This is a genomic window from Photobacterium sp. SP02 (genome assembly GCF_038519165.1).
Taxonomy (GTDB): Bacteria; Pseudomonadota; Gammaproteobacteria; order Enterobacterales; family Vibrionaceae; genus Photobacterium; species Photobacterium halotolerans.
In genome coordinates this window covers 19,742-46,661 of sequence record NZ_JASJOJ010000027.1, presented here as the reverse complement: position 1 = coordinate 46,661, position 26,920 = coordinate 19,742, and the positions used below count along the sequence as shown (strand labels likewise).

The window sequence follows — 26,920 nt, the reverse complement described above, 5'->3', positions numbered from 1 at the left end:
TTTAGCATGCGGGGGGTAATGAGTGCGTATGCTGATCAAACAAATGACAATACTCAGCGCGCAGCGAAACGGCCATCCTGGCGCCGTTTTTCAGGTCATGCTGCAATGCTTTTTCGCCGTCCATCATCAGGCTAAGTTTTTCTATGCTGCTGGAATAGCAGTGAATATACGACAGAGCACCCAGGTATTCCGCCACGTTGATCTGCATATTTAACACTGTGCTGCCATCATCCATGGAATCAGGGGTTGCAACCAGCAAATGCTCTGGGCGTATACCCAGCGTGATGTGATCGCCCGGATTCAGCGTGCTGCCGTTGCGTTGAATGGTGATGGCATGCTGATCAGCAATGGATACCGTGGTGCTGTCAGCATCGGCACGGATCACGGTGACCGGAATAAAATTCATTTTGGGCGAGCCGATAAAGCCTGCCACAAACTGGTTGGCCGGGTGATAGTACAGCTCCAGCGGGGCGCCCACCTGTTCAATGCGCCCGTCCCGCAGCACCACAATTTTGTCGGCCAGCGTCATGGCTTCCACCTGATCATGGGTGACATATACCATGCTGGCAGACAGTGAGCGATGCAACTCGGCGATCTGGATGCGCATATCGACCCGCAGCTCAGCATCCAGGTTAGACAGCGGCTCATCAAACAGGAAGAGTTTGGGGTTACGCACGATGGCCCGGCCGATGGCGACACGCTGTCGTTGGCCGCCCGACAGCGCTTTGGGCAGCCGGTCGAACAAGTGGTCGAGCTTGAGCATCTTACCGGCCCGATCGACTTTTTCTTTGATGAGTGCTTTGGGTTGCTTGTCGATCGTCAGCGCAAAGGCCATGTTTTCCCATACGGTCATTTGCGGGTACAGGGCATAAGACTGAAACACCATGGCGATGCCTCTGTCGGCTGGCGCTTCCCGGGTGACGTCTTCGCCATCAATAGAAATGGTGCCGGAAGACGGTTCTTCCAGGCCTGAAATCATTCGCAGCAACGTGGATTTACCGCAACCGGACGGGCCGACAAAGGTGACAAACTCCCGGTCGTTGATCTCCAGATCGATACCTTTCAGTACCTCGGTCTGGCCGTAGTGTTTGGTGATGTTTTTCAGTTGGATGTGAGCCATGGTTACTCCTTAATACCACCTTGGGTCAGACCTTGAATAAAGGCTTTTGACGCGAGTAAAAATGCGATCAGTGTCGGCGCCATCATGATGATCAGGCCGGCAAACATCATGTGCCACTGGATGGCAAATTCGTTCTGAAATTCCTGCAGTCCCAGCGTCAGCGGATATAAACTGCGATCCTGCAAAAACAGCAGCGGGAAGAGGTATTCATTCCAGGCACTGACAAACGACAACAGGGCAACCGTGGCGATGGCCGGTTTGACCAGGGGAAGCACGATTTTCCAGTAAATCTGAAAGGGCAGTGCGCCGTCGACCCGTGCCGCCTGCTCAATTTCCGGCGACAGGTGTTTAAAGAAGGTACTGAGAATAAACACCGCCACAGGCATCATGCTGGCGGCCTGCACCAGAATAATTCCCAGCAGAGAGTTGAGCAGATCCAGGCTTTGCACCACCACAAACAGCGGCGCCATCGCCAGACGCAGCGGCACGATCACCCCGATCATAAAGAGAATGAAAAGGGTGCGGTTGCCCCGGAACTCAACCCGGGACAGCACAAAGGCGGCCATGGTACTGAACAGAACGGCAACCGCCACGGTGCCAGCGCTGATGATCAGCGAGTTCATAAAATAACCGCTGAAATTGGCCATTTCCCACGCTTTCGCATAGTTATCAAACTGCCAGCTGTCCGGCAGCGCAAAGGGATCGCGGATCACCTGACCCAGGCTGCCTTTCATCGAGTTGATAAACGCCAGGCCAAAGGGAATGGCAACGACCAGTGCCCAGGCCAGCAACAGAAACTGCACCAGCACCTGTTCCATGGGGCGAAGTTTAAAAATCCTTTCCATAACGCGTCCTATCGGTTGCGCATATTACGAAGCGCGAGGTAAATGGTGGCTGGCAAGATCAGCACCGAGATCACCATGCCGATCGCGGCTGCCATGCCCAGATCAGCAGTGCCTGAGCCGCCGCTGGTGCCAAATGCGGTGCGGTACTGAAAGGTGCCTAAAATATCGGTGGAATAATAAGGGCCGGCATCCGGGCCCATCAGAATCAGCACGTACTCGGCATTATTGAAGACATCGACCAGGGTCAGAATGGTGATCAGCACAAAGGCGGGCGCCAGCACAGGAAAGACCACATGACGGATACATTGCCAGCGACTGGCACCGTCCAGTACCGCCGCTTCCAGCAAATCCGCCCGCACGCCCAGAATAGCCGACAGAATCAGCATGATGGAGAAGCCAAGCTTCTGCCAGGACTGAAACAGCGCAATCGTCGGCAGCGCAGTATCGGCCTCACCCAGAAACATCAGCGGCGCGCTGATCAGATCCCAGTGCATCATCAGCTGATTGAGCGGGCCGCGCACGTCAACGATTAACTGACCCAGGAAAGCAACGGCCACAGCAGCCAGCGGATAAGGCATGAAAAACAGCAGTTTATACGCCGATTTTCCGGCAGTGTTCCAGCTCAGCAACAGCGCGAAGGTGGTGCCTAATCCCAGAAAAAGGCTGATACAAATGGCAAAAAACACAAAGGTCTGCTGAAACGCATTCCAGAGCTGATCGCTCATGTACGCATCGGTGAGCAACTTAGTGAAGTTATCGAAGCCGACAAAGGTTGCCGGTCCGATGCCCGGCCAGTCGAAGAAAGACAGCACCAGCGTGCCGATTAAAGGGAGCAGGTTGAAGATCCCGTATAACAGACAGCCGGGGATCAGCAGCAGGGCGTACTGAAGTTTCTCTTTTTGCCGGAAACTCAAACCTTGTGCTTTTTTCACATCGCTGCGCAGCAGCTCAGCGGTCAGATCGTCTGAATAGTCATCAGGGCTAGGGGCGTGTGGCATAACGACTCCGTTCGGGGGAAATGGCCTGCCAGAGCAGGCCGGCAGAAAAGGGTTACAGATTCTTCGCTTGAAAACCGTTTTCGATTTCCTGCGTCAGACCCTTGGCATCGACTTTGCCTGCCAGAAATTTCTGGTAAGCCGGGCCGACGATCTCCTCATACTGCACGTTAAAAGGCCCTTTCCAGGTCAGGTAGGGTTGCGCATGCTGTGACACGAAACTGGCGGCTTCGGCCTGATATTTCCCCTGATAGCGGATGCCCTCGGCATAGGTCGACAGCTCGCCGACATGATCGGCAAATAGCTGGGCGAATGCTTGGGTGGCGGTAAAGGCCAGCAGTTTGTCAGCGGCTGCGCGCTTGCTTCCTTTTGCATTGACCAGATAAGCACCGTCGGCAAAGGCATACACTTTGCCGCCGTGTCCCGGAATCGGCATCAGGCCAAGCTCGACGCTGGGATCGGTCTGCGCAATGGTCGAGAGCGGCGAGGTGGACCACAAGCCATCAATGATCATGGCAGAATCACCCAGCGCAACATTGGCCCGCATTCCGTTGTAGTCCTGTGCCGCCGCAGACGGGTTGATATAGGGTTTCCAGCTGGCAAACGTATCCGCAACCTGCTGGTAAGCTTCAGCAGTGAAAGGTGACTGACGGCTGGCGACCTGTTTCATGTCTTCACCAGACAGCCCGGCCTCCAGTCCGGCGCTCATCATGGCCAGTGCCCAGCCAGCGCGGCCCGGGACTTCCAGCGGGATCACCTGGTTGTCTTTCAGGGTTTTCATCACAGCCACGAACTGCTCAGGGGTTTCAGGTTCGTCGAGGTTCAGTTTTTCGAAAATGGCTTTGTTGTAGATGATCTGAACCGTCTGGACCGCAAAGGGCACGCCATACACTTTACCGTCAGAGCCGGTGGCTGCGACCAGAGTGGCCGGCGAAATACCGCTGAGATCAACCGTGGCGGGCAATGGTGTGATCACACCTGCGTTGGCGTACTGATCGATAAATGAAGCGCCGGGACGTCCCTGGAACAGGTCAGGCCCGTTGTCGCTCTGCAAGCCCAGACGTAAACGGGAGTTGTAATCAACACCCTTGAACACTTCCACTTTGATGTTGACATCATCCATGGCTTTCGAGACCGCTTCCCACAGCGGACGCTCCTGTTTGCGCCAGGTCCAGAGCGTGAGCGTTTCTTCCGCAAATGCAGAGATGGGGGTGGCCACTAACAAGCCCAGCAGGGCAGAGACAGCGGTAATTCCAGACTTACGTTTCATATCGCCTTCCTTATGCTATTTAGTTTCGATTGGAAACTAACTAAAAATGTAGAGATATTCGCCACGGATGCAAGGATCAAAATCACAATTATGTTTACAAGCAGTTCACAATTTTAGGCTGGTGCTGAGAATCCATGGTCAGCTTAACAGAGTTAGAAATCAGGAAATTTAAGCCTTGAATTCAGCGGAAGGATTGATTAACAATAAATCCAAGAGATTAAGTTTCTAGTGGAAACTAAATGATTAGAAAAGCACCAAACATCAAACAGGTGAACACCGCTCGCGTGATCGACGTGCTGTGGCGATGCCAGAATATTTCCCGCATTGATATTGCAGACCGGCTGGGGCTGGATAAGTCGACCATTACCAAAATCGTCAGTTCGCTGGCAGAGAAGCAACTGATTACAGAAGTGTCTAACCGGAACGGCACGCCTCAGAGCGGACGGCCGAAGGTGTCTTTGCAGCTCAATAAGCAACTCGGCGTTCTGGTGGGCATCGAGTTAACCGACAGCCAGATCAACCTGTCGGTGCTCGATCTGGCCTGTCAGATCCTGTACCGCAAGATAGTGAGCTACCACCCCGGCACGCAACCGCTTGAGCAACTCGGGGATGTGCTGGCACCTGTGCTTCGCGAGGTAGAAAGCCGCTGGGGTAAAGTCCTGGCAATCGGCCTGGGGATGCCGGGTCTGGTCAGGCCGGATACCGGCGTCGTCTCTGTGTCCAGTGCCTTTGAGATCTCTGAGCCTGTCGCACTGGCAGCGCAGCTCTCGGCACAGCTGGGCTACCCGGTATATTGCGATAACGATGCCAACTGCGCGGCCTGGGGCCAGGTGATGTTGTCCCGGCCACAGGGCAGCGGCAACCTGTTGTACGTGCTGTTCACCTCTCACCACCGCCATGACGATAGCCGGCATCTGGGTATCGGGCTGGGGTTCGTCCTGAACGGCCAGCTGTTCTACGGTGACGACTGCCTGTCCGGCCAGTTTGATGTCGAACCCGGACCGCATCAGAACCCGGTGAGCGAGCCTGAGATACTGGCGCAGTTTGTTGATAAGTTAGCCACGCTTGGCCGGCTGCTCAATGTGCATCAGATCGTCTTTGGTGGCGAAGTGGAGCCTTATGTCCGGGACATTGAACGCCTGATTCACGCCAACCTTGCGGCCTATCAAGGCCATCAGACCTGGCAACCGGTCACAGAGATTTCGACACTGGGCACACAAGCCGTGTCCGCGGGTGCTGCCGCGCTGGCGTGGAGTAAAATCACCTCGGCAGATCTGGTGTTGTTCGACGTCTTAGACGCCCAGCCTATTTCACAGTAAGGACGCAACATGACCCCGGATTTCAGCCTGCTCTTTCCGCAGCCAGCAACCCTCGAGCTGGATTGCTCTGCCGCGCCAACCAACTATCGCGCCTTGCTGCCCTTGATCCCGGTCAAGCTCGCGCAGGTGATTGCCTCGCCCAGAGTGAGTTACCGGCAAGATGACAGTCTGCCCGGGCAGGGCTTTGTGCTCCGGATATCCGCCAGCAGCATTGAAATCAGCATGGCAGACGAACCCGGCCGTTTGTATGCGCACCAGTGCCTGGCTCAGATCATCAAACTCTGCCATGGCCAGGTGCCGTCACTGACCATTGGCGATCAGCCGGCGTTTGCCAAACGCGGGATCATTCTCGATATCAGCCGCGACAAAGTGCCGACTATGGCGACCTTGTTTCAGCTGGTGGATTTCTGGTCAGCATTGCGGATCAACCAGTTACAGCTGTACACCGAGCATACGTTTGCCTATCCGCAGCACCCGAGCGTCTGGCAGGATTATTCGCCGATGACAGCCGAAGAGATCCGGACGCTGGATCGCTACTGCAAGGCGCGGGGCATTGAGCTGATCCCCAATCAGGCAACGTTCGGGCACATGGAAAAGTGGCTGTGTCATCCGCACTATCAGCACCTCGCCGAGCAGACAACCGGTTTTTATGATCACCGGGGCGACTTCCGGCCGGAGTCGTTTGGTCTGAATCCTGTGAGTGACAGTGTCACTGAGTTTGTTGCCGACCTGCTCGATACCCTGCTGCCGAATTTCACATCCGGTACCCTGAACCTGAATTTTGATGAAACCATGGATCTCGGCGCAGGGGCCAGCCAGCAGGTCTGCGAACAGCAGGGCAAAGGGCAGGTGTACCTCAATTACCTCAAGAAAGTGTTGGATCTTGCCCATGCGCGGGGTAAATCCTGCCAGATTTTCAGTGACATGCTGTTTCAGTACCCGGACATTTTGCCGCATCTGCCTGACGATCTGGAATTGCTGAACTGGGGCTATGAAGCAGATCACCCCTATGATGACGAGCACCGGCAACTGGCTGAGTTTGGCTATCCGTTTCAGGTGGTGGTCTCGACCAACACCTTTGCCTCGGTAGCGGGCCGGGGGCAGGCTGCCAGAGTTCACATGCGGCGGGCTGCCGAATCGGCCCTGAAATACGGCGCCTGCGGTTATCAGATTTCCGAATGGGGCGACATGGGTCACGCGCAGCAATTTTTTACCGCCTTGCCCGGTTACATGTTCGGTGCCGCCATGGCCTGGGATCCGCAGCGCCACCAAAAGATAAACGCCAGTGGGTTCATCAGTGCTCACTTCGGGGAAGACTACGTGCAGGCCATGCCTTTGATTGATCGCCTGCAGGATGCCTATCTCACCAGCGGTGTGAGCACACCGAACTGCGCGTTTTACGGCCCGTTCGTGTTTGACCAGCGCTCTGGCCGCCATATCAGCCGCGCCGGGATCGCCAGCGCCGGGCAGATTGCCGCGGCAATGGACGACTTATCCGGCCTCAAAGCCGACATCGGCGGACTGCCTGCTTCCGCACTGCAAGCCGAGCTGTTCTGGACGGTCGATTGTATGTTGCTCGCCAGCCAGATCGCACTGAGCTACGCCAACGCCGGGCACCGGGATATCAATGCTTTACCGCCGCAAGACAAAGCCCGCATTCTGGAGCAACTCGCCCCGGTTGAAGAAGCTTATGCCGATCTGTGGCTTCAGCACTACCGCCCCGGTGGCCTGCGGCAAAGTGCCTCGCGGTTGGGGTATTTACGGGAGTTGTGTGGAGATAAAGCAGTGGAATGAGCCAAATCGCCACCTCTTAGTGAGCCATTTCGCACTGTTCAATGAATTGCCATGAAAGGCGGCTTGCTCTAAGGACAAACCATGCTCCCCGTAACCACGGGGCGTTTATCATGTGCAATAAAAGTAACATGAAAGGCTTTTCTCTTCTTTAACGTGTAAATTTATACTCGTTAATTGTGGTTCTTGCCATTTATGTATAAAATTTTACTCATTAAGGGTAGGTCTGGGTGGCTCAATGGAAGAACTGACGATACAGGCGTTTATCAATCAAGCATGGGTTGATGCAGCAATCATCGCCTTTCCTGCCAGTGGTGAAGGCAATTTCCGCGTCACCGAGCTCAATTATCTGAGTGATTATGCATTTCAGTACCACGAGACTGATGATGTTCATGCGGTCTCCATCAATCACCCGGTCTCATTTTTCTTCGATGACCTGGGGCAACCCGGCTGGCTAACTTTCATTGATGACATTATGCCGAGCGGGGCAAGCCGAAGGTATTGGGTCAAATATCTGGATATTGAAGATCTGAGCCTTCAGGAACAAAATTATATTCTGTTTAAATTTGGCACTATGTCGCCCGTTGGTAATTTACGGGTAAAGGACTCGCTGCCAGAGCGCTCTGAGGTATCGGATTCACTGTATTTCTCGCGTGAGGACGTACTCAATCGTGCGGGCGACTTTCTGGATTATGCCCAGCAACGGGGCGCCGCTGCCGGTGGCGCGACGGGCGCCGGTGGTGAAGCGCCCAAATTACTCTTACGGTGTTCAAAAGGCGAAGACAGGATATGGATTGATACCTTTCAGGATGATACGACCAATCAGGATCGACACTATCTGGTCAAATACCCCAGAGGGGCCAGAACAGCCGTCGACTGCAATATCCTGCGTGCCGAGTATCATTATTACCATGAACTGACGGAGATGGGGTTTGAGACAATCCCGATTGAGAATATGCGTCTGGAAGAAGGGTTAAACTACCCTTCTCTTTGGTTACCAAGGTTTGATATCCGGTTCAATGAAGCGCAGCAGATAGAGCGTTTTGGGATGGAATCTGTGTATTCAATCTTGGGCAAAGGGGCGGGTGTCACCCTTGACCATGAAGAGACGATCAGATCCCTCATTCGCAAAATTTCCCAAAGCAACATGGTCAAGGTTCAGGGGGATGCGTTTAACGCTCAGGCTTTTGTGATTGAGTGGGTCAAGCGAGACCTGCTGAATATATTATTTGGTAATAGTGACAACCATGGCAGAAACACGTCTTTTGTGAAAGGCAATGGCTTTATCAAACTTGCGCCGATCTACGACTTTGCGCCGATGAAAGCAGATCCGGAAGGCGTTGCGAGAACCACAAAATGGCGAGCCCCCTTGGAAGTGGGTGGCACCTACGACTTTATTGGCATCGCTGAATCGCTCTCCGATCTTGTGCCGAGCGCTGTATTACTTGACGCGCTCAGAGCCACTGCAAACCAATGTCTTGATCTGAAAAAGCGACTTACGCAGCGAGGAGTCCCGGAACAAATCCTGACCATGCCTGCGATTGGCTTGGATTTCATCCCCCAAAAGCTCGCGAAGTGGGGTTTGCAATGAGACAACAATTGAGAGCTAGCGAATGAGCAAGCACCAAAACGCAAAAGAATCTGTCGCAGACGCCGTTGCCCGTCTGCGGGCCAAACGTCAGCCAACGCAATCTGAGACCAGCGGGAAAACGTTGGATGAGATAAAAAGGAGCACAGCGAAACAACCGGCCACTGCGAAAAGAGCCTCAAGAAACGGGCCATCACTCAGCGCGCAGGCGCGGCAAAAGAGGATCAGTCAAATCACACAACAGCTTCTGGCGGGTGAGCTGACACAGGGGCAGGCACTCAAAGCGCTCCGTGTCAGTGTGTTAGGCCTAAAACAGGAGGCGTATGCAAGCTTGGTTGATGTGTCGAGAAAAACACTCTCCGAAATAGAAAATGATCGTGGCAGCTATACCACGGACATTCTGAATAAAGTCTTCAAGCCATTTGGGCTGAAAGTGGGGTTGATTCCGTTATCCCCCGGCGCCTTGAGGGCGCTCATGTCTAATTCGGGGAATCCGGCCTGAGTATCCACCCACGCTCAACGGACGTTCAAGGTATGCTGAAAGGTGGCTTTATGTATGTGTTAAATCTCATATGTTCAGCGAGTATGTCGCGCTTGAGTTCGGTGCTTTCTTTAGCTTTGTGTGATGCTCGCCAGACACGTTTTGCTAGCCCAAAGAGTGCCCAGAAAGGCTGACTTGTTCGCTGGTGTTGTCCGGGGCGGTTGCAGGCGCTCCCGGCGCCGACAACCTGAAAATTCGTCCTGAATTTTCCCCTGGGGGAGGGGGTGACCCTAATTCATGACTGATTATTAGACAAAAGTTTGCCAGCAACTTTGCGAAATGAGCAATTCACGAATAGCCACAGGCAAGGCATGTCGCATTACTGAGTGTATAGGTATATAGACTGTGTTCTAATCACTCCATGCATCACAAGGCCCCCCATGTGGTTTTATGCAACAAATTTTATTTGGTCACCATTTTTTGGGGACATTACTTCAGTTTTATACATTTATTATGAAGGTGGTTACATAAAATGAAGAATTAAAACAGATGGACAATTTAATCATCACTGCCGCCGTTAATGGCGGGATCACCCCAAGAAGTAAAAACCCCGCCGTCCCACACACGCCAAAAGAAATTGCCGATGCCGTCGTTCAGTGCAGTCAGGCAGGCGCCAGTGTCGCGCATATCCACGCCCGTGATGAAATGGGTAAGCCAAGCTACGACAAAGATGTTTGGCGCGAGATCATTGAACGTATCCGTGAACGTTCCGACATTATCCTCAACCTGAGTACCTCGGGACTCAACCTGCCACACAGCATGCCAGAAGAGGAAGCCTGGAATCATCTTCAATACGGGCCAGACATCGCTTCCTTTAACTGTGGGTCGGTGAATCATGGCGATAAACCCTTCATCAACAGTCCCGCTCTGGCAAGAAAACTCGCACTGGCGCTGAAAGAGTATCAGGTGCTCCCTGAGATAGAAATTTACCATTCCGGGGTCATCCAAGAGGCCATCACTCTTCAGCAACAAGGATATATAGGCGAGAAGTTGGTGTTTGCGTTTGCGATGGGCATTCATGGAGGGGTCCGACCGACCTGTAAAGACTTGCTGCATCTGGTGGATAGCCTGCCTGACAACAGCATCTGGTCGGCTATCGGGATTGGGCAGTCGCAGTTGCCGCTGAACACCTACTCGATTTTACTGGGCGGCCATGTACGCACGGGGCTCGAAGACAACATTTATTACCGAAAAGGTGAGCTCGCCACCAGCAATGCCCAGTTGGTGGATCGCATCGTCAGACTGTCTCATGAATTGGGCCGAGACGTGGCCACTATCAATGAGGCCAGAACACTCTTAGGCCTAAGCACACAACCTGCCAAGCACGACACCAGCGCTGCGATAGTTGTGTAATCGCCCTCAATAAAAGGAATGGATAACGTGTTAACCCTCAAATCCCAATCCGACATTAGCCCGTACACCGTGGTTACGAAAGGCGCTGAATTGAGCGCCGGCAACCCTGTGGTGATCCTTTTGCATGGACGCCGCCAAACCACAGACGATATGACGAAACTGATCAAAAAATTGGACTTGGCTGAGGTGACCTATTGCCTGCCGAGTGCACCCGGCGCCACCTGGTATCCCCGTGGGTTCACCCGCGCTCTTGACGATAACCAGCCACAGTTAAACCAAGGACTCGAGGTGATCGATCACGTCCTTGAAAACTTGCTCTCACAAGGCGTGAGCCGCGAGCGCATCTGGATCATGGGCTTTTCGCAGGGTGCGTGCATGGCGGCCGAGTTCATCAGGCAATCTCAACAGCCGATGGGAGGCGCCATTCTATTCACGGGCGGATTGTTTGGTCTTCAGTGCCCAATCGCACCGGCTCAAAAGCCCGTGTTTGATGGCATGACGATGTTGCTCTCGGGCAGTTATACCGATACTTGGGTCTCCGCGGAACGTGTCACTCAAACGGCCGACTATTTTGAGCAGCTAGGGGCGAATGTCCACCTTGAAATCTTTGCAGAGCGAGAGCACCGCATTGCTCGATCGGAAATCGAACTGGCCAGAGGATTGATCACCGCCAGCTTCGCGGCGTCTCACGAGGAGGTGGCTAATGTCTAACGCGTACCTGTGTGATTTCGTCAGAACCCCGATTGGCCGCTACGCCGGCGCATTGTCGTCGATCCGCACGGACGATCTGGCCGCCATCACGTTAAAGGCACTCACAGAACGTCACCCAACAGTCGACTGGCGTCGCGTCGACGATGTGATTTTGGGGTGTGCCAACCAAGCGGGTGAAGACAACCGCAACATCGCCCGAATGAGTTTGCTGCTGGCCGGATTGGACACCCAAGTGCCGGGGTCCACTGTCAACCGACTGTGTGCGTCTGGGATGGAAGCAGTGTCTAACGCCGCGCGGGCTATCAAATCGGGCGAAGCGCACCTGATCATTGCCGGCGGGGTGGAGTCGATGTCACGCGCACCGTACGTGCTTGGGAAAACCGACTTGCCGTTTGCCCGCAACGCCGAATTCTATGACACCACCATGGGCTGGCGTTTTGTGAATGCCAAGTTGGATGAGATGTACGGCACCTGCTCGATGCCAGAGACCGCGGAAAACCTGGTGGTCAAATTCGGCATTAGCCGAGATGAGCAGGACGCGTTTGCCTTGTGGAGTCAGACCAAATACGCCGCGGCTCAAGAACGGGGGTTCTTCCGTCATGAAATTGTCCCGGTCGAAGTCGCGCGCAAGCGTCAGAGCACGTTGGTTATCGAGACCGATGAGCACCCCAGACTCTCCAGTCTCGAGACCTTGGCCAAACTCAAACCCGTGGTGCACCCACAGGGCTCCGTAACAGCGGGAAATGCATCGGGCATTAACGATGGTTCGGCGGCACTCTTGGTCGCGTCGGAGCGGTCACTGACCGATCACCAACTGGTGCCTAAAGCGCGCATTGTGGCCACGGCGTGTGCTGGCGTTGAGCCCAGCATTATGGGATTTGGCCCAGCGCCGGCGATCAAAAAGGTCCTTGAACTCGCTCAGTTGTCGCTGGATCAGATGGACGTGATTGAAATCAATGAAGCCTTCGCTTCACAGGTCCTCTCGGTGGTCAACCACCTGGGGATTGACGGCGATGATCCGCGCCTCAACCCCAATGGCGGCGCGATTGCGCTGGGCCACCCACTGGGCATGAGTGGCGCGAGGGTGATTGGTACGGCAATGAATCAACTCACCCAGCAACGGGGACGCTATGCGCTGTGCAGTTTGTGTATCGGAGTAGGCCAAGGCATGGCAATGATCATTGAGCGCGTGTAACACGCGCTATCACACCAGAGAGGCTCTGAGTCGATAGTCTCGATCGAGGGCCCTCATCACTCTTTTAAACAGCCCACTCTCGGGAGCAACACCCATGGAATTCCAATCCAACCACCTAACCCAACCGGGGATCACCAAACGCTTACGCCGTTTGCGGACTACCCCCATGATCAGAGCGCTCGTTCGTGAGCATGATGTTCAATTAAGCGATCTGATTTATCCGATATTTATCGAAGAAACTATCACCGAGCCTGTGTCGATCAACGGGCTGCCGGGATTAACCCGGATCCCTGAAACCCAACTCGCCGATGAAATCCATGCACTGGATGCGCTTGGGATCCGCTATGTGATGCCCTTTGGTATCAGTCATCACAAAGACGACATCGGGAGTGACACCTGGCGCAGAGATGGTCTGCTGAGTCGTATGATCAGCACGATTAAGTCGGCATGTCCGCACATGATGGTGATCCCCGATATCTGCTTTTGTGAGTACACCACGCACGGTCATTGCGGTGTCTTGGCCGATCAGGACGTTGACAATGATCAGACGGTGGCTCATTTGGTGAAGCAGTGTGTCAATGCCGCGCAAGCCGGGGCGGACATGCTCGCCCCCTCTTCCATGATGGACGGCCAGGTAAGGGCGATCCGCCAGGGCTTGGATGAAGCGGGATTTGAGCATGTCGCGATACTGGCACACAGCGCGAAATTTGCGTCGGCGTTTTATGGGCCATTTCGACAGGCTGTTGAGTGCGAACTCAAGGGCGACAGACGCACGTATCAGCTCGACTACGCCAATGCCAGACAAGCGCTCAGTGAAGCCTTGTTGGATGAACAAGAGGGCGCGGACATTTTGATGGTCAAACCCGGTACCCCTTACCTGGATATTTTGGCCCAATTGCGCCGTCAAACTCAGCTTCCATTGGCGGCCTATCAAGTCAGCGGGGAGTATGCGGCCATCAAATGCGCAGCGCAAATGGGCACCTTAAACGAACAGGAAGCAGTGTTGGAAACTCTGATCGGCTTTAAACGGGCGGGGGCGGATCTCATCGTCACCTATTTTGCGAAACAGTTCGCGATCTGGCACCAAGCGGCGCCAAACACAATGTTAACGAGGGGTAACGCATGGGCTTGAAAGACTACACCCTGTGCGTGTTCATCATGGCGATCTGGGGACTGAATTTTTCAGTCGTCAAACTGGGGTTGGACACACTGGATCCGATGCTGCTGACCGCATTGAGGTTTACCCTGGCGGCCATTCCAGCGGTCTTTTTTGTTAAGAAACCCGACGTACATTGGGGATACCTGGCAGCCTATGGCCTGACGTTTTCGGTCGGGGTTTGGGGACTGTCCACCTGGGCGATCGGGGCGGGTTTATCCCCCGGCATGGCGGCTTTGCTTATTCAAACGAACGTAGTGTTCGGTTTGGGACTGGGCTGGCTGTTACTCAAAGAGTCGGTGAGCCCGCTTCGATCGCTCGGGGCATTGATCGCATTGTGTGGTTTGGCCTTGAGCCTGACGGTGTCCGACGGTTCTGTCACGCTGACCGGAGTGGGGTTGATTTTGGTGGCGGCACTGTGTTGGTCTATATCAGGGGTGCTGTTAAAGCAATCCAACACCCAACACGTGTTCTCGTTCAGTGTGTGGTCGATGCTCTTTGCGCCGATCCCGCTGTGTCTCCTGTCCTACCTTCAGGTTGGGACCCAGGGCTTTACGGCTTTGGTGGACAATATAACCCTACCCGGTGTGTTTTCCATTGTGTACCAGGCATATGCCACCACGTTGTTTGGCTACTGGATCTGGAACAAGTTGGTGGTGTCTTACCATTTGTCGCATGTGGCCCCGTTTACGTTGCTCGTGCCCCTTTTTGCACTGTTGGGTTCAAGCGCTCTGTTTCATGAGGTCATTTCTTCACAAAAAGTGGTAAGCTGCGCCCTGATCGCTTTAGGTTTGTTGATTGGTAGCGTGCCTGCCGCCAAGTTCACCGTGCTAGCACAGCGTCTTCGATAGCCGTCATCCCACGAGTACAACAAAGGAAGGTTCGCATTTTTACTCATCGTCAACCGTGTGTTCAGACCGCACGTAACCTCATGAATCGCGTTTGGAATGACAAGATGACGGAGGCCGTGACGGAAGTGATGACCTCCCACACCGTGATAGAAAGTCCTCTTCAATTGTCGGTAGGTTCTGACTCCTTTTGCGAGACGCTCAGAGTATGGCAGCGCGCCTTTCCTACATTAAAGTACAAAGAAAGCCGCGTGATCACCCGTAAGAACGACATTGTGATTGAGTGGACGGCGAAAGGAAAGCATTTGGGGGAGTTCTTAGGTGTGTCGGCGACGGGGAAAGATCTGGTCTACCAAGGCAGCTCACAACTGACATTTGTTAATAATAAAGTCAGCCATTACGCTTCGGTCGTGAATACCCAAAGCATACTCAGCCAACTGATGGGTCGTTATACCACTCGTACTGAACCTCTCAAGCTAAGAAGCGCTTCAGAGGAACTGTATGCGGTCATCCCACAAGTGCTCTCCCCTTTCTTAACCCAACGTCAGGTCGAGTGCCTCGCATTATCGACACTGAGTTTGTCGGTCAAAGAAGTGGCGGCGACATTGAACATCAAAGACAGCTCCGTGCAGACGCACCTCAAGCGTGCCTTCGAACTGCTGAGCGTCAGTAATAAAAAAATGTTCATGGCGTACATCTGTGAGAACAACACGATTGAACTCTTAATCAGAATGGGGCTCTACCTGAAGCAAAGTATCTAGCCTCAACTCAAAACCCAAAAGTTTGTAGTCCGGCCTGAGTATCCACCCACGCTCAACGGACGTTCAAGGTATGTTGAAAGGCGACTTTATATATGTATTAAATCTCATATGTTCAGCGAGTATGTCGCGTTTGAGTTCGGTGCTTTCTTTAGCTTTGTGTGATGCGCGCCAGACACGCTTTGCTGGCCCAAAGAGTGCCCAGAAATGCCGACTTGTTCGTTGGAGTTGTCCGGGTCGGTTGCAGGCGCTCCCGGCGCCAACAACCTGAAAATTCGTCCTGAATTTTCCCCTAGGGGAGGGGGTTTCTTTTTATTTTTGGGGTATTGTAGCTGGTGTTGTGAGTGGGGCATGAAGGTATGTCGCGCTTGAGTTTTGTGGTTTCTTTAGTCTTATGTGATGCGCCCCAGACACGCTTTGCTGGCCCAAAGAGTGCCCAGAAAAACCGACTTGTTCGTTAGTGTTGTCCGGGGCGGTTGCAGGCGCTCCCGGCGCCGACAACCTGAAAATTCGTCCTGAATTTTCCACTGGGGGAGGGGGTGACTTTGGGGCGAAACTCGTTTTAGGCAGAAATGTGCCAGTGTTTTTGCTGATTAAGCAAACAACAAATAACTAAACCACCAGTAGAAGTTCAGCTAGAAGGAGATTCCTTACCTTCAGGTACATATTTGACTGCGCTTTTCTCCCTATGTACGATCCCGAGCTGGATTGACGCATTTTTGAATACCAACCGAAAAGCTCTTCAGGCGGTCTGCATAAACAATGAAATGTCCATGTATAACGATAAAAAAGAATAAACATGAACCTTTGGCTATGCTACCGTAAATTCGATATTTAATTTGATGAGGATAGATAATGAGCGGGAGCTGGGGTAACTTCTTTCCGTACTTTGCTGGAGCTTTTAAGCTTATTGTATTAGGTATTGGAGGCTACTTTGCTATTAAGTGGCATTTTGATGAAGAAGCAAGGACGAGGGAAGAACAAGGCGTTGTATTTGATAGGTCAAGCTACATGAAGAAGATGGCAATGATACTCGTCTTTCTGGTCGCCCTAGTGATTTTAGTGGTTTATGCCACTAACTGGTTCCTCTACTGACGGGCTTTGCTGTTACGATCGATGTTTGGCGATTTCCAATTGAATAGCCACTTCGTATCATTGCTAAAATTTGAGTACAGTCGGACTCTTATATGTGCATGACACCTGTTCGAAATACATAATGGGGCATAAACGTGCTAGCGATGATTCGGCTGGCACGTCTATGGACAGAAATGAGCTAGAGCACATACCCCAGTCCACTAGAATATGATAAGTAAAAGTAAGTAAAACTGTCAGATCTGGTTTGAACTAGTATAAACAAAAAATCATTTCTGCCGAGTTAGTCGGGACTCTGGTCGTCTAATACGTGTTCTGGTATATCACGAACAAATTCACCTATTGACCAACCCATTGTTTCTTTTAGCTTTTCACTAATATCAGTTGGGACTTCGAAATAATAGCTATAAGTCATGTCTCCAGTAGAACCTTCATCCCCGTGATACTCGATGTCTAGGCTCTCGAAATCAACAATTAAATCGTCTGGTATATTAAGGTACTCAGCAATTGGACTCTTTGTTACTACCTCTGGCTTTCGTTGCCACGCGATCGAGTATTCTGCACTTTTCGATGTTGGTTTTATCTGTGGTTTCTTCATTTTAACAGTCATTGGAAATGGAAAATCGATTCCAAGTAGCAATGCCTCACCTTGACTAAGTGTTGGGAGAAAAGACGCTGAACGTTGATCCATTGCACCGACAGCTCTTTTTACCACTTCTTGGTCATGAAAGTTAGTCAATCTATGGACTACCAAAGAGCCTATTTGACTTAATACATCTTCAGGTATATCACGTGGTCGCTGGGTAGCGATAACCACATTTAGACCATACTTACGACCTTCTTTAGCAATATTCCCAAATGAATCTAGTTTAATAGAAGTGGTTTCATCCCCAACTGTTTTATTTAAAAATTGATGTGCTTCATCAATAAAAACCAACACAGGATCACTATGATTAATACTTCCGCTTCTCGCCAAATCCATTAGCTTTCTACCGATAGCATTAACTAAAATTTCCCGACTGTTTGATTCATATGATACGGCTGATAAATCAATTCTAAGAAGGCGATTAATCGTTTTATTTGAAGAAAATTCACTAAGTAAAGTCGGAATCTCCTTATAGCCTTTCGCATCAATCATCCATTTCAAATGCTTGTTTTCAGAATAAGCTTTTATCCTCGATATAAGGCTCATACAGTAACCAAGATCACCATCAGATGCTCCACCCCAAACAGATTCATTTATAACTTGTTCTTTACCGTAACCTTCCTTACTGGAAGGCCAAACACACTCATGAACAATCTGATCACCAATATGTTTAAAACACCAGTACTGACTGCCTTTTTTATCAATCATTTCGTGAGCTTTGTTATAAGGCTCTTTTGGTTGTCCCGATTTAACTAACGAATATTGCTCATTGATGAAAAGGCCTTGAGGGTCTTTAAAGTACTTGGCAACAATTTTTTGACTCAAAATTGCAGCACTTAACTTAGGCATTTGGGTTTGCGCTGACGGGCGCAAAAAAGCAAATATGTCTGACTCAGGCAGTCTCCAATGAGGAAATGTAACCGTGTTATCAGGATTAGAATTCTCATGATTCCCTACATAATAGGTCTCACAATCTAAATCAGCATACTCACCTGTAGGATCTAATATTAGAGCTTTCCCCCCATGTCGCTGGACTTCCTGTATCAATCTCGAAATAGAATAACTTTTCCCACCGCCAGTGGCGCCAAGGACAGCACAATGCCTAGCAAAAAGTTTATCAGGAGTGACTGAAATGCTTGCCGATAAATCGTAAGGTAGCTCTGCAATATCGAGTTTGACCTCATGATCGTCAGAATCACCTGAGACTAACAAGGCTATTAATTGTGGGTGGGCGGAGTAGATTTGACTACCCAGCCTAGGGTGATTTTTTATTCCTCGGAATAGTTCACCTGTAGATGGATTGATACTTGTTAATAGCTGAATAACTCCAATAGGGTTATTTAAATTATTTCCCATTGAGATGGCATCAACAGAAAGTCTCTCAGCACCATCTAACCATACTTGAACTAAACGACCTAAAATAGCTGTTTGTCCGCAATCGATAAATATGAATTCGTTTACTTCCCCAGATGGAACACGGTCACCTAAATGCCATTTAGCTTCCCCTGTACCCGCATCAGAAAGATTGGCCTTAACCTCGGATGGCGATACATGGATAACACTACCAATTCTCCGACTAGGATCGTAAGGTGAAAACCAATCACTAGAATTCATAACTTTCACCTTTACCATTCGAGATATTTTGAGCCAATGATTCGAAAGTTTTGAACAACCTTTCTTCTGGTGTTTCCTTTCTTCGCTCAAGTAGTAAGTTACTAAATTGCTCGAAGGTGGCGTCAATAATTGAAATTCTTCGGTCACCTTGAGTGATTGCAGAAGTCAACAAATCTCTAACTTCTCTATTAAAAGACCCTTTTTCATCAAAAGGATTTTTTGTTGCAACAAGGACATTGAATTCAGCATTTGTTCTGAGAGCCATGGTAACAGCATTGTTTATGTGTTTATCATTGAAACCAAACCCTAAACAGATTAATGCTGTTTTAGGTTTCTGAAGGCAATTCAAAAACGATGACATCATATCCAAGTACGGAGAGTCATACGACGTTTGATATTTCGAACTACTTGGATAAATGAAAACAGGCTCATCAATAGTAGCCTTATAGTCAACTTTTTTTACTCGCCCCCGTTCGCGTGTCCAATTCACGGAGCCATGCATCTTGTAGAGATGAACAACATTGGAAATGAAAGAACTAGAGCTAGTGTTATCTCCACCTCTGTCAACAATATCATAACGATACCAAGCAGGATTGAAGTAACTGGGTGATGAGAACTCAAAACCGTCTACAACGACAAAGCCAGTATTTGCTGCGGAGTGTTCAAAGGCAAGATCGTAGTTAGTTGTAAATAACTTTAATCGTTGCTGCTTGGGACTTCTTCGTCCTAGCGTTCTGATAAATTTATTGTGTGAAGCCCAATCATTAGTGTCGATTGAATCTGTAAAATTTGTTTCATCTAAAATGGTTTTTTTGGACTGCTCCAAGAACGACTTAAGCTGACCAGTTCTGCCTTCATCAGGAAACAAGGCGATGTATTGATCGCACAAGGATAATAGTAGTTCAATATCATTCCATGGCTCTTTTTTTTCCTCATCTCTATTAGGCTGATTTTTGTCGTACCTAACTGTTTCAAGAACGGCCTCAAACAAAGTAGGGTTCTGCTCTTTACACTTATCCCACAATCGTCCCATGCTTGGTGCTATACCTTTAAAGGTTAACGATGTCCCAGAACCAGCAAGGACAATTAGATTGTCAAAATCTAAAAGGCTATTAATACTTGTTAGCAATGCCAGATAGTCTTCGTGCTCTTTTTTGTCTGAAGAATCAATATCGATCTCGACAGGAATTTTAGCGCCATCCGTTCTTTTTACGAACGTTGACAGCAGTTTTACTGTACTCATTTTTATAGCCTAGTCATGAACCAATTACTTACTTCTACCGCCCTTATCAAATGAAACAGTAGACATAATTCTCTTGCACATTTAATCAACAAAATTCATATTGCAACATTAGGAAAATTGGGTCAAATGGGGAGGCTTAGAAACGTTATGAATAACGATTCTAAATTGAAAAGGGGCATCAGCGTGCTATTTAGCTCAGCAACCCATTCAGGCACGCTACCGCACTCACGTTCGCAAAGTTACGTGCCCCTCACCTACCCAGCATAGCTGCATGCAGAACTGTACACACAGTGCAACCACATAGATGTGCGCGCATTAACAGAATTATGGGAAAACGAAGTGGTTTGAGCGCTGTAGAGTTGCGGCTCTAACAAACTTTGGGGCAAAAACGAGTTTCAAACCAAAACATTGCACTCCCCAGGGAAAAATTCATGGATGAATTTTTAGGTTTTCGGCGCCGGGAGCGCCTACAACCGGCCCGGACAACACCAGAGAAAAAAAGGCATTTCTGGGTACGCTTTTTGCCTAAAAAGAGTACCTGGCACGCATAAGAATATGCTGAGTGAGGCGCTGAGTTTGAAGCGTGACATACCGCGATATGCAAATTTCCCCCTGTGTTATCAGATGAGAGCACAGGGGGAAAGTGGAGAGTTAAGCTTAACGCTTTGGATAAAGATCTAGCTGAGTAAGCACATGCCTGATGCTGAAGGGTTTCGAATACTGGGCCTGAATTTTTAAGATTTCAGACTTTTCGATCCCTTGTAGTCGGTCGGCAAATGTCACATCCAGCGGGGTTAAAATTTCTTCGTAGTCACTGTTCAACTCGCTATTGTTATCATATTCAATTGCAGAGCGAAGCTGTTCGGTTTGTTCAGCGGTGCAAATTCTTTGGTTGTAATTATACAAATAACCAATGACTGATTTTTTGCTTTCCACGGTGAGTGAATCAAACCATGCATTGTCAGGAAAATCGGTCGTATTCGCACGAGCGATATCAGTGCAATGCTCATATTGAGCATCCCATCTTTTAGCGGCCTCAGTGCTATCGACAGAAGATTGTGCACAACCGGTAAAGCTGATAAGCACAAAAATGAGGGTAAATAATCTACTGAGTTGTTCCTGAGACACCCAATCATGCTCTCTTATGTTATTTATGCAACAGGCAATAGTTGATTAAAGCCTTCTCAATACTTGCGACTCACTGGTATGCGGTGCTAAGTAGTCGATGACATCTTCAAAGGTGTTCGCGAAAGTGTCGGTATAATTAATCTGTACTGGATCGATTATTATCACTTTTCTCTGAATTGGCGCGACGCTTAGCCAGTCTTTGTTTGAAGTCTGAACTGGACATCACACGGTCATTGTTCGCGTCATCAACCGAGAAGGACAACAGTTTCATTAAGGCGACCGCTTCATCGCGTTTCTTCCGCTCTTCATAGGACTCAATCACATAGGCTGGTTTCCCATTCTGTGTGATCGTCATAGGTTCATCAAGCGGTAGATTCGCTGCGTGCTTTTTGAGATAGCTGATGGTTTCCACTTTCATGGTTATTTCCTGCCTTTGCAAACATACCCGAAGACTAGCGCAAAGCTAAATTTAGTCCACATTCAGGCCATTGTGGCGGGTGTACCCTTCCACTCATCCTGTGGTGTTAAGAGTACTTCGTCGTCACTGTTCAACTCGTGATTGTTATCACATTTGATAGCAGAGCGAGAAGTACCGCGTTTACTACAGCCCAAGTAATCCCCCACACCAGGGGAAAATTCATGGATGAATTTTCAGGTTGTCGGCGCCGGGAGCGCCTACAACCGGCCCGGACAACACCAGAGAACCAAAAGGCATTTCTGGGTACTCTTTTTGCCTAAAAAGAGTACCTGGCGCGCACAAGAAAATGCTGAGGTGTACTCAGAGGATACGCGCGACATACCACTACATATCCCTGCGTTACCATTTACATCAGCCCAAGCAATCTCCACACCAGGGAAAAATTCATGGATGAATTTTCAGGTTGTCGGCGCCGGGAGCGCCTACAACCGGCCCGGAAAACACCAGAGAATCCAAGGCATTTCCAGGTACGCTTTTGGCCTGAAAAGCGTACCTGGCACGCATCAGAAAATACTGAATGGGGCGCTGAATCTAGGCTCGACAAACCAAGACACATCACCTAAATCCACCATAATAAAATGCTATCGTCACCACAAAAATTTTTTGTGTTGTGTGCCCAATTTTTTATTGCGCGGAAAACATGATGACTTTACTATCGCGCCGCTTCTTGATGATAGCCAATCCGAGTACATCACAGCTGATATTGTGGCAAGGCGATAGAGCAACTATCCAAGAGTGACTTTGACTGCGCTTGTGCGCTTTTTTTGACGCTCCACTTTTCATCATCGCGGATGAAAAGTGCTATCGATTGTTGGAGGCCTGCGATGGCTCACGCTCATTCTGTACTCGATTTTCATTCTTTTTCTGCTCAGACACTGGCGGCTGACGAGGTTCAGTTAATTGAATCTTCCGTGGCCCAGTTCGGTGCGCCGTTATTACTGCTGGATTGTGATGTGATCCGCCAGCAGTATCGTGCACTCAACAATGCACTGCCGAATGTGACCCTTCACTTCGCGCTCAAGCCGCTGCCGCACCCGGCTGTGGTGAGAACCTTGCTCGAAGAAGGGGCCAGTTTTGATCTGGCGACCAGTGGTGAAGTGGATCTGGTGGCGCAGGAAGGTGTCCCTGCCGAGCGCACTATTCACACCCACCCGATTAAACGTGATGCTGACATTCGCGACGCGCTGGCGTACGGCTGCACTGTGTTTGTGGTGGATAACCTCAATGAGCTGGCGAAGTTCAAAGCCTATCACAACGAGGTAGAACTGCTGGTTCGTCTGAGTTTCCGCAACGCTGAAGCCTTTGCCGATTTGTCGAAGAAGTTCGGTTGTTCACCGGAGCAGGCGCTGACGATTATTGAAACGGCTCAAGCCTGGAATATCCGCATCAAAGGCCTGTCGTTCCATGTGGGATCACAAACCATGCATCCGCAGAAATACGTCGATGCGATCCGCACTTGTAAGCAAGTGATGGAGCAGGTGGTGGAACGTGGTTTACCGGCGCTGAGCACGCTGGACATTGGCGGTGGTTTTCCGGTTTCTTACTCGCAGCAGGTGATGCCGATTGACCAGTTCTGTGTGCCGATTAACGAGGCGCTGAATGAACTGCCTGAAACGGTTCAGGTGCTGGCGGAGCCGGGCCGTTTTATTGTGGCGCAGTCGGTTACCAGTGTGGCGTCCGTGATGGGGCAGGCTGAGCGTGACGGTCAGATGTGGTATTACCTGGATGACGGCATTTACGGCTCGTTCAGTGGTTTGATGTTTGACGATGCCCAGTATCCGCTGGTGACGCTGAAGCAGGATGGTGAGTACGCGCCGAGTGTACTGGCCGGCCCGACCTGCGACAGCATTGATGTGATCGCTGAAAATATCATGCTGCCGAAACTGGACAACGGTGATTTGATCATCGGCCGCATGATGGGCGCTTACACCAGCGCGACCGCGACCGATTTTAACTTCTTTAAACGTGCGCAAACGGTATTGCTCAACGAGCATGACCAAAGCTGTGAACGCATGATTGGCTGATGGAATCAGTAAGCCCTCACTTCGGTGAGGGCTTTTTCTTTGCGGTTTGTTCTACGCGGTTAGATACAGAGAACGGCGGTGCGATTGTTCATCAAAGGCTAAGCCTTGCCTTTCTGATGCTCTTCATTTTCAAGCGCTTTACTGGTGATTTCCTGGTACAGGCCGATAAGGTTCGCGACCAGGCTTTGCCATTCGGGGTGGCGCTCAACAATAGGCATGATGCGCTGAGCATCGTCGAACACATCTTTCAGAAATTGAATATCCAGTTCATTCAGGGTTTCGCCATTATCTACCCGCTTTTTCATAGCTAATGCTCTGGGTAAACGCTGGGATTCCAGACGCACAGCCAGTGCCTGTAATATCCCCGCCTCTTTTTCTTTGCTATCCATAGAAGTACCTGCAAATCGACAAAACCGATGACATGAGTGTAGTCGCTGTTTGTGGAGAAGCGCATGCCGGGGGATTAGATTGCCGGCGGGCACCAGTCTCTGGCGCTCGTCACTGCCCATATAGAATGAGTGCTCGTTCGCTGTTTGCAGGTATCAGGTATCTTGTATCTGGTATGCTATCTGTCAGTGAAGAAACGAGGATACATCATGAGTGAGCAAGCTCTGTCTCTGGTACTGGTACTCAATACTGAGTTGCCGGATCGTGATGCGCAGATAAACGCGGCGGTAAAGGCAGCGGAAAGTGAGTTCCAGCCGCTGTTTTATGAACTGGCCTGGACAGACGATCCGCACATGACGATTGTGCCGGATTCAATGACGATAAAAGACATTGCTCTCGAGGGGGCAAAGGTCACTGTGACCGTGGATTTTAACTGGTCTGTCTTTCAGGCTTGTCTGATCGTCGAAAACATCTCTACAAACGAAGCGAAACTTCAGTTTGAACTGAAAGGCGATTCACTGGTGATGAACCAGGCATTTCCGCCGCGCTGGCGTTACGATCAATAATAATGGATGTCATCTGAGGCCGATTATTTGGCACGGTTCAAAATCAGCGTCCCGGTGGGTGCGTGTGGGGCAATGAACCAGGGGCGGGGCATGATATCCAGGCCCAGGTTGCGATCATATTTGGATTCAATGTCCAGCAAGGGGGTGTAGGTGTCCATTTCGCTCTGGCTGGTGTAAACCAGTACATAGTGAACCGGGGTATTGTACTGACTGAGCGGCAGGGTGATTTCGAGTCTGTCCGGTTCCTGATAAGAGAATGGGCGGTAGCGGTATGCTGTCAGGCTGTCAATCAGCAGGAAATCTTCGGTATAAAACTGCACTTGGGGAGCAAAGACGGTCTGGCTGACCAGACTCGTCAGGGTCAGATCCTGCCGTCTGAGCTGAGGGGTGAGTTTTATCAGTTTGACGAAACTGCGTCCGGAGGAGAGTTCTAAGATCACATCATCGCTGGATAGAGTAAAAAGCACGGGTAATTCATCGCAGCAGTCCAGCGAAGGTAGTTCCCTCACCACGGTAAACAACCTGGTCGCGGAGGCTAAGTGCTGACGTGCATTTTTTGATTCGGTGACACTGACATTGGGCACGCCATTGACCGTATTGGGGCTAAATTCGTCTGTTAACGAACAACTTGTTAATGTCAGCGCCAGTAAGCAAGCAAGCAGGAAGCGCATATTGGCCTCAGCAGTGTTTTACCACCATGTTTCAAACATAGCATCTGCTGCTGCGGTTGATGATGTTCAGCGCGACAAGTCGCAGGTGAAGTCAGCTGTCCTTTTTCTCACACTTTCATTTTCGTATTGCATGTCTTGCAGCGGTAGATTGCCCGGCAGGTAAACTTTTCCCATAGCGTTCGTTTCACTCGGTATAGCATTGGATTATCGCAACACATCTTTCTCTCAGATCGTTCAACAGTGACGGATGCCGGGCAGTGTAAGCCGTACCCTGGCTTAACAGTGTGACAGATATCACATCGGTTTTATTGGTGACATAAAGCTGACGCACGCGTGACGTAGCATTGACTTAGCGTAGCGGTTTTTTGCTTTTTAGACTTTTGAAACAAGGAATTACACATAAAGTCTTGAGTGTGTAAGCAGGGTTAGAGAGAAGCGGACAGGCGTTCGTCAGGCGTTAACGGGAGCTTGGCTCCCATTAAAATGAATTGTAAAGCTCAAAAGGAGGGGGGAAACGAGAAGGCCAGAATCTGACTGATGCAACGCTAGACTTTCGTTTTTTTGTTGCAGCTTTTACACAGGTAGATGGCTTTACAGGTTAATCGTTGCCAGATGGCGCGTTTAACCCGCATTAAATTGGGGGAATCACAACACATTTTTTTTCCTTTCTTCGTGTGTTTTTTTGACAGCAAGCAGAGTGTAATGCACATCGTTGCTCAGTGGAAAGTGATATTTCTCGCAAAAATCAGCGGGTGGGCATAATAATGGCGCCAAACGGACTGATTTTTGACGCTGGGATTCAGAGGGTTAGCGGCGTGAGACGAATTATTGACGAGGCGCAGGTATAAAAAATGCCGAACAAATGCCGGCATGCTCTTGACTATTTCCGTTGGTTATCCGGTTCAGCCCAGCGCCAGCCAGACACCCACACCCATCATCAAGGTGCCGGCAATGCGGTTGAGATAACGCAGGTTGTCCCCTTTGGTCAGAAACAGCCGCAGGCTCTTGCCGCCGTTGGCGTAAACCAGTAAGGCAACAAACTCTGTCATCAGAATGATAGTCAGCAAACCTGCCATTTGAGGTGCCATCGGCAAGTCAATGTTAATGAAGGGGGGCAGCAGGGAGATCATAAAGGCCCACCCTTTAGGGTTGGCGATGGCCGTGATGAATCCCTGAGAAATGAGCTGTCCGCGCTGTGTCACTGTGGGGGTTTCCAGGTTCAGCGACATTTTACCCCGGTTACGCCACATATTGATGCCCAGCCAGAACAGGTAAGCACCGCCCACCCATTTAAGGGCACTGAAAAGCTGAGGATAGTTCAGCATGACGGTGGCAACGCCCATCACAGCCGCAATGGCAACCAGCGCCACCCCGAGCAGTTCACCCATCATCATCCAGAGTGCGCGTTTAACACCAATGCTCATCCCCAGTGTCATGGCGAGTGTCATACACATACCAGGCGTAATCGAAACAAAGAAAAAAGTAGGGATAAATGCGCTTAGTAGGGTGAAATCCAACATATACATCCTGACATATGTGTTAACAAAAACGATTGTCAGTGTAATCAGTTCGCTGAGGCGA

The 26,920-nt window shown here is 50.4% G+C and carries 25 protein-coding genes; 14 read left to right on the top strand and 11 right to left on the bottom strand.

The features are described 5' to 3' along the window. Nucleotide 1: 1 nt before the first annotated feature. Genes P0Y67_RS13060 through P0Y67_RS13045 form a run of 4 tightly spaced genes read right to left on the bottom strand, consistent with a single transcriptional unit; the run spans nucleotide 2 to nucleotide 4,230 of the window. Complete coding sequence (locus P0Y67_RS13060) at nucleotides 2-1,120, bottom strand: ABC transporter ATP-binding protein (protein ID WP_342392214.1); 1,119 nt, start codon at nucleotides 1,118-1,120, stop codon at nucleotides 2-4. Between the two features lie 2 nt (nucleotides 1,121-1,122). Continuing rightward, nucleotides 1,123-1,965 (bottom strand): carbohydrate ABC transporter permease, encoded by an 843-nt coding sequence (locus P0Y67_RS13055; protein ID WP_337111508.1) that lies wholly within the window; start codon nucleotides 1,963-1,965, stop codon nucleotides 1,123-1,125. 8 nt (nucleotides 1,966-1,973) lie between these two features. Next, nucleotides 1,974-2,963: a carbohydrate ABC transporter permease gene (locus tag P0Y67_RS13050; RefSeq protein WP_342392213.1), complete on the bottom strand. Its 990-nt coding sequence runs from the start codon at nucleotides 2,961-2,963 to the stop codon at nucleotides 1,974-1,976. A 52-nt stretch (nucleotides 2,964-3,015) separates the two neighbouring features. Continuing rightward, nucleotides 3,016-4,230, bottom strand: a complete 1,215-nt coding sequence (locus tag P0Y67_RS13045) for an ABC transporter substrate-binding protein (RefSeq protein WP_342392212.1) — start codon at nucleotides 4,228-4,230, stop codon at nucleotides 3,016-3,018. Nucleotides 4,231-4,469: 239 nt separating this feature from the next. On the opposite strand from P0Y67_RS13045, the gene P0Y67_RS13040 reads away from it, so the two are divergent. The 11 genes from P0Y67_RS13040 to P0Y67_RS12990 all read left to right on the top strand — a co-directional run bounded on the left by P0Y67_RS13040 (nucleotide 4,470) and on the right by P0Y67_RS12990 (nucleotide 16,585). Further along, the gene (locus P0Y67_RS13040) at nucleotides 4,470-5,549 is read left to right on the top strand and encodes an ROK family transcriptional regulator (RefSeq protein ID WP_342392211.1); all 1,080 of its coding nucleotides are present in this window, start codon (nucleotides 4,470-4,472) and stop codon (nucleotides 5,547-5,549) included. 9 nt (nucleotides 5,550-5,558) lie between these two features. Next, nucleotides 5,559-7,343 (top strand): family 20 glycosylhydrolase, encoded by a 1,785-nt coding sequence (locus tag P0Y67_RS13035; protein WP_342392210.1) that lies wholly within the window; start codon nucleotides 5,559-5,561, stop codon nucleotides 7,341-7,343. 235 nt (nucleotides 7,344-7,578) lie between these two features. After that, nucleotides 7,579-8,931, top strand: coding sequence for a type II toxin-antitoxin system HipA family toxin (locus P0Y67_RS13030; RefSeq protein ID WP_342392209.1), 1,353 nt, complete (start codon nucleotides 7,579-7,581; stop codon nucleotides 8,929-8,931). 22 nt (nucleotides 8,932-8,953) lie between these two features. Further along, nucleotides 8,954-9,430: a helix-turn-helix transcriptional regulator gene (locus tag P0Y67_RS13025; protein WP_342392208.1), complete on the top strand. Its 477-nt coding sequence runs from the start codon at nucleotides 8,954-8,956 to the stop codon at nucleotides 9,428-9,430. Between the two features lie 528 nt (nucleotides 9,431-9,958). Then, the gene (locus P0Y67_RS13020; RefSeq protein WP_342392206.1) at nucleotides 9,959-10,822 is read left to right on the top strand and encodes a 3-keto-5-aminohexanoate cleavage protein; all 864 of its coding nucleotides are present in this window, start codon (nucleotides 9,959-9,961) and stop codon (nucleotides 10,820-10,822) included. 27 nt (nucleotides 10,823-10,849) lie between these two features. Further along, nucleotides 10,850-11,533, top strand: a complete 684-nt coding sequence (locus P0Y67_RS13015; RefSeq protein WP_342392205.1) for an alpha/beta hydrolase — start codon at nucleotides 10,850-10,852, stop codon at nucleotides 11,531-11,533. Continuing rightward, nucleotides 11,526-12,728, top strand: a complete 1,203-nt coding sequence (gene pcaF / locus P0Y67_RS13010) for a 3-oxoadipyl-CoA thiolase (protein WP_342392204.1) — start codon at nucleotides 11,526-11,528, stop codon at nucleotides 12,726-12,728. Before P0Y67_RS13015 ends, pcaF begins: the two co-directional genes overlap by 8 nt. A 94-nt stretch (nucleotides 12,729-12,822) precedes the next feature. Further along, complete coding sequence (hemB, locus tag P0Y67_RS13005) at nucleotides 12,823-13,860, top strand: porphobilinogen synthase (RefSeq protein WP_342392203.1); 1,038 nt, start codon at nucleotides 12,823-12,825, stop codon at nucleotides 13,858-13,860. Continuing rightward, nucleotides 13,851-14,735, top strand: coding sequence for an EamA family transporter (locus P0Y67_RS13000; protein WP_342392202.1), 885 nt, complete (start codon nucleotides 13,851-13,853; stop codon nucleotides 14,733-14,735). The genes hemB and P0Y67_RS13000 overlap by 10 nt, the downstream gene beginning before the upstream one ends. A gap of 80 nt (nucleotides 14,736-14,815) precedes the next feature. After that, a complete protein-coding gene (locus P0Y67_RS12995) occupies nucleotides 14,816-15,493 on the top strand; it encodes an ester cyclase (protein WP_342392201.1) in 678 nt (225 codons plus the stop codon). A gap of 852 nt (nucleotides 15,494-16,345) precedes the next feature. Then, nucleotides 16,346-16,585, top strand: coding sequence for a hypothetical protein (locus tag P0Y67_RS12990; protein ID WP_342392200.1), 240 nt, complete (start codon nucleotides 16,346-16,348; stop codon nucleotides 16,583-16,585). Between the two features lie 280 nt (nucleotides 16,586-16,865). Here P0Y67_RS12990 and P0Y67_RS12985 read toward each other — a convergent pair whose 3' ends face one another. The 4 genes from P0Y67_RS12985 to P0Y67_RS12970 all read right to left on the bottom strand — a co-directional run bounded on the left by P0Y67_RS12985 (nucleotide 16,866) and on the right by P0Y67_RS12970 (nucleotide 21,631). Beyond that, nucleotides 16,866-18,842, bottom strand: coding sequence for an ATP-binding protein (locus P0Y67_RS12985; protein WP_342392199.1), 1,977 nt, complete (start codon nucleotides 18,840-18,842; stop codon nucleotides 16,866-16,868). Further along, entirely contained in the window at nucleotides 18,832-20,085 is a 1,254-nt protein-coding gene (locus tag P0Y67_RS12980) for an SIR2 family protein (protein WP_342392198.1), read from the bottom strand. The genes P0Y67_RS12985 and P0Y67_RS12980 overlap by 11 nt, the downstream gene beginning before the upstream one ends. Nucleotides 20,086-20,742: 657 nt before the next feature. Beyond that, nucleotides 20,743-21,213 carry a hypothetical protein gene (locus P0Y67_RS12975; protein ID WP_342392197.1) on the bottom strand — a complete coding sequence of 157 codons (471 nt, stop codon included), beginning with the start codon at nucleotides 21,211-21,213 and terminating at the stop codon, nucleotides 20,743-20,745. A gap of 136 nt (nucleotides 21,214-21,349) precedes the next feature. Continuing rightward, the gene (locus P0Y67_RS12970; protein WP_342392196.1) at nucleotides 21,350-21,631 is read right to left on the bottom strand and encodes a type II toxin-antitoxin system Phd/YefM family antitoxin; all 282 of its coding nucleotides are present in this window, start codon (nucleotides 21,629-21,631) and stop codon (nucleotides 21,350-21,352) included. 225 nt (nucleotides 21,632-21,856) lie between these two features. Here P0Y67_RS12970 and P0Y67_RS12965 point away from each other — a divergent pair, with 225 nt between their 5' ends. Then, the gene (locus P0Y67_RS12965) at nucleotides 21,857-22,411 is read left to right on the top strand and encodes a hypothetical protein (RefSeq protein ID WP_342392195.1); all 555 of its coding nucleotides are present in this window, start codon (nucleotides 21,857-21,859) and stop codon (nucleotides 22,409-22,411) included. Between the two features lie 104 nt (nucleotides 22,412-22,515). Continuing rightward, nucleotides 22,516-23,715: a type III PLP-dependent enzyme gene (locus P0Y67_RS12960; protein WP_342392194.1), complete on the top strand. Its 1,200-nt coding sequence runs from the start codon at nucleotides 22,516-22,518 to the stop codon at nucleotides 23,713-23,715. A gap of 98 nt (nucleotides 23,716-23,813) precedes the next feature. On the opposite strand, the gene P0Y67_RS12955 is transcribed toward P0Y67_RS12960, so the two are convergent. Continuing rightward, the gene (locus tag P0Y67_RS12955) at nucleotides 23,814-24,104 is read right to left on the bottom strand and encodes a hypothetical protein (protein WP_342392193.1); all 291 of its coding nucleotides are present in this window, start codon (nucleotides 24,102-24,104) and stop codon (nucleotides 23,814-23,816) included. A 207-nt stretch (nucleotides 24,105-24,311) separates the two neighbouring features. Between P0Y67_RS12955 and P0Y67_RS12950 the strand changes: the two genes are divergently transcribed. Next, on the top strand, nucleotides 24,312-24,668 hold the full coding sequence (locus P0Y67_RS12950) for a hypothetical protein (protein WP_342392192.1): 357 nt from the start codon (nucleotides 24,312-24,314) through the stop codon (nucleotides 24,666-24,668). Nucleotides 24,669-24,691: 23 nt separating this feature from the next. On the opposite strand, the gene P0Y67_RS12945 is transcribed toward P0Y67_RS12950, so the two are convergent. Next, on the bottom strand, nucleotides 24,692-25,339 hold the full coding sequence (locus tag P0Y67_RS12945; RefSeq protein ID WP_342392191.1) for a MalM family protein: 648 nt from the start codon (nucleotides 25,337-25,339) through the stop codon (nucleotides 24,692-24,694). A 902-nt stretch (nucleotides 25,340-26,241) separates the two neighbouring features. Beyond that, entirely contained in the window at nucleotides 26,242-26,856 is a 615-nt protein-coding gene (locus tag P0Y67_RS12940) for a LysE family translocator (protein ID WP_342392220.1), read from the bottom strand. Between the last annotated feature and the right edge of the window lie 64 nt (nucleotides 26,857-26,920).

Bases quoted from the DNA above. Each gene is read 5' to 3' on its own strand.
- P0Y67_RS13060 (WP_342392214.1), bottom strand. From the start codon at position 1,120: ATGGCTCACATCCAACTGAAAAACATCACCAAACACTACGGCCAGACC.
- P0Y67_RS13055 (WP_337111508.1), bottom strand. From the start codon at position 1,965: ATGGAAAGGATTTTTAAACTTCGCCCCATGGAACAGGTGCTGGTGCAG.
- P0Y67_RS13050 (WP_342392213.1), bottom strand. From the start codon at position 2,963: ATGCCACACGCCCCTAGCCCTGATGACTATTCAGACGATCTGACCGCT.
- P0Y67_RS13045 (WP_342392212.1), bottom strand. From the start codon at position 4,230: ATGAAACGTAAGTCTGGAATTACCGCTGTCTCTGCCCTGCTGGGCTTG.
- P0Y67_RS13040 (WP_342392211.1), top strand. From the start codon at position 4,470: ATGATTAGAAAAGCACCAAACATCAAACAGGTGAACACCGCTCGCGTG.
- P0Y67_RS13035 (WP_342392210.1), top strand. From the start codon at position 5,559: ATGACCCCGGATTTCAGCCTGCTCTTTCCGCAGCCAGCAACCCTCGAG.
- P0Y67_RS13030 (WP_342392209.1), top strand. From the start codon at position 7,579: ATGGAAGAACTGACGATACAGGCGTTTATCAATCAAGCATGGGTTGAT.
- P0Y67_RS13025 (WP_342392208.1), top strand. From the start codon at position 8,954: ATGAGCAAGCACCAAAACGCAAAAGAATCTGTCGCAGACGCCGTTGCC.
- P0Y67_RS13020 (WP_342392206.1), top strand. From the start codon at position 9,959: ATGGACAATTTAATCATCACTGCCGCCGTTAATGGCGGGATCACCCCA.
- pcaF (WP_342392204.1), top strand. From the start codon at position 11,526: ATGTCTAACGCGTACCTGTGTGATTTCGTCAGAACCCCGATTGGCCGC.
- hemB (WP_342392203.1), top strand. From the start codon at position 12,823: ATGGAATTCCAATCCAACCACCTAACCCAACCGGGGATCACCAAACGC.
- P0Y67_RS13000 (WP_342392202.1), top strand. From the start codon at position 13,851: ATGGGCTTGAAAGACTACACCCTGTGCGTGTTCATCATGGCGATCTGG.
- P0Y67_RS12995 (WP_342392201.1), top strand. From the start codon at position 14,816: ATGAATCGCGTTTGGAATGACAAGATGACGGAGGCCGTGACGGAAGTG.
- P0Y67_RS12990 (WP_342392200.1), top strand. From the start codon at position 16,346: ATGAGCGGGAGCTGGGGTAACTTCTTTCCGTACTTTGCTGGAGCTTTT.
- P0Y67_RS12985 (WP_342392199.1), bottom strand. From the start codon at position 18,842: ATGAATTCTAGTGATTGGTTTTCACCTTACGATCCTAGTCGGAGAATT.
- P0Y67_RS12980 (WP_342392198.1), bottom strand. From the start codon at position 20,085: ATGAGTACAGTAAAACTGCTGTCAACGTTCGTAAAAAGAACGGATGGC.
- P0Y67_RS12970 (WP_342392196.1), bottom strand. From the start codon at position 21,631: ATGAAAGTGGAAACCATCAGCTATCTCAAAAAGCACGCAGCGAATCTA.
- P0Y67_RS12965 (WP_342392195.1), top strand. From the start codon at position 21,857: ATGAATTTTCAGGTTGTCGGCGCCGGGAGCGCCTACAACCGGCCCGGA.
- P0Y67_RS12960 (WP_342392194.1), top strand. From the start codon at position 22,516: ATGGCTCACGCTCATTCTGTACTCGATTTTCATTCTTTTTCTGCTCAG.
- P0Y67_RS12955 (WP_342392193.1), bottom strand. From the start codon at position 24,104: ATGGATAGCAAAGAAAAAGAGGCGGGGATATTACAGGCACTGGCTGTG.
- P0Y67_RS12950 (WP_342392192.1), top strand. From the start codon at position 24,312: ATGAGTGAGCAAGCTCTGTCTCTGGTACTGGTACTCAATACTGAGTTG.
- P0Y67_RS12945 (WP_342392191.1), bottom strand. From the start codon at position 25,339: ATGCGCTTCCTGCTTGCTTGCTTACTGGCGCTGACATTAACAAGTTGT.